3 protein-coding genes are annotated in these 1,583 nt (G+C 67.7%); 2 read left to right on the top strand and 1 reads right to left on the bottom strand.

Going from position 1 to position 1,583, the window contains the following annotated elements:
• Both ABD369_RS41520 and ABD369_RS40525 read left to right on the top strand, forming a co-directional pair.
• The coding region (locus tag ABD369_RS41520) for a transposase (protein WP_425557897.1) at window positions 1-156 on the top strand (156 nt) is incomplete at its 5' end.
• A gap of 116 nt (window positions 157-272) precedes the next feature.
• Window positions 273-614 carry a hypothetical protein gene (locus ABD369_RS40525; protein ID WP_344641649.1) on the top strand — a complete coding sequence of 114 codons (342 nt, stop codon included), beginning with the start codon at window positions 273-275 and terminating at the stop codon, window positions 612-614.
• A gap of 5 nt (window positions 615-619) precedes the next feature.
• Here ABD369_RS40525 and ABD369_RS40530 read toward each other — a convergent pair.
• On the bottom strand, window positions 620-1,583 hold a 964-nt coding region (locus tag ABD369_RS40530), incomplete at its 5' end, for a tyrosine-type recombinase/integrase (RefSeq protein ID WP_344641650.1).

Genomic DNA, 1,583 nt, shown 5'->3' on the forward strand with positions numbered 1-1,583 from the left:
CCGGAGGCGTACTGCCACCGGACGATGCTGGACGCGATCCACTACCTCGTCGACAACGGCATCAAGTGGCGGGCGATGCCCGCGGACTTCCCGCCGTTTCTGTGGAATCAAGGAAGTCAAGCTGACGGCCCGGTGAGGGGCGACTCACCCTGGTAGCCTGACGGCCAGTCCCCGAGTCTGACCCGCGAAAAAAGACGCTGATGCCGCATAAGCGGCCCCATGACCTGCGCCGTGCCGCCAACCACCGGCCTCACTGGAGGGTCGTGCCTCACGTGCCCGGCCTTCCGGCGATCGTGCAGCAGGAGATCTCCCAGATCGAGATCCGAACAGCCATGAATTGGGCGGGGTTTGGCCTGTGGCCTGGGGCGGTGGCGGAGGCCCTGGCCGGGTGGTCGAGCACCTCCCAGCAGCCTTCCCGGAGGAATTTCCATCCCTGCGGCTGCTGCGGTCGAAGCAGCCGCGGTCTGCTGGACGAAGTGCTGAGCATGCTGTCGGCTCCATCTGCTCGCGCTCTCGAGGAGCTGATCGCGCCGCTGGACGAGAGCTTTCGCAGCCGCACCCTGCCAAATCCGTTGGCTTCGAAGGACCTGCCTTGGTGGGCCCGGCGGGTGTGACCAACTCACTGACCCGACTGGCATCCGTCGCAGGCACGAGTCGCTGTCGGCGATGGCCCGTGGGTAGTCCCCAGGATCGGCAGCAGCGTCGCGGCGGCTGAGAAGCCGATCTGACGTGGAGTCGGCCCTGCTGGGGTGGGGATTTCGGTGAGCCGTTCCAACAGCCGGTCCAGAGCGGCCTGGCCGTCGTCGACGGCGGCGCGTTCGTCGTCGGTGAGCGGGATGGCCGCGAGCATCTTCTGCAGGTTCTCCTTCGCCTCCAGCAGCTGGCCCCTGCTGGAGGCCTTCGGGGTGTAGAAGTCGCAGCGCGCGCAGGCCATCCGGTGCTGGCACTGCTCGAAGAAGGTGTAGGTGCACCAGCCGTGGCCGAGGTCATAGTACTGCCAGGGCTCGCCTTCGGCTGCGGCGCCGGAGGCGACGGCGTCGCGGTCGACGAGGACCTCGATGGTGCGGACGTTGCGGGCGAAGTAGCCGGCGTCGTTGTAGGCCCTGGCCAGCGTGTTCGGGGTGATCTTCGCGTAGTGGGCGGTCGCTTCCGGAGTCCGGTGGCCGAGCCATTCCTGCAGCTCGAACAGGGTCATGGGCTCCTTGGCGTTGTAGAGCTGGCTGGCGATGGTGGACCGGGCCCGGTGGTTGGTGATATTGCCGCGGACGTCGGCGGTGGGGACGCCGGCCTTGCGGCAGAGCATCGGGATGACCGCCGTGTTGATGTAGTTCTTGGCGACCCGGCGGGCGCGGTGCGCGAACAGGAAATCCGCGAACTCGCCGGTCTTGGGGTCGAGCATCGGCGGCTGGGCGGGCCTGACGGCCTGCCAGGCCTCGACGGCTTTGCCCAGGAGCGGGTCGACGGGCTTGGTGAAGGCGGTGCCTGTCTGAGCTTGCTCCGCTTTGACGGACACCGTTGGTGTGGTGGTCAGGCCGCCAGGACGGTCTCGTATTCGGCGGGACTGCGGTAGCCGAGGCTGCTGT

Origin of the sequence: Kitasatospora cystarginea (genome assembly GCF_039533515.1) — a bacterium.
In the GTDB taxonomy this organism is placed as follows: domain Bacteria; phylum Actinomycetota; class Actinomycetes; order Streptomycetales; family Streptomycetaceae; genus Kitasatospora; species Kitasatospora cystarginea.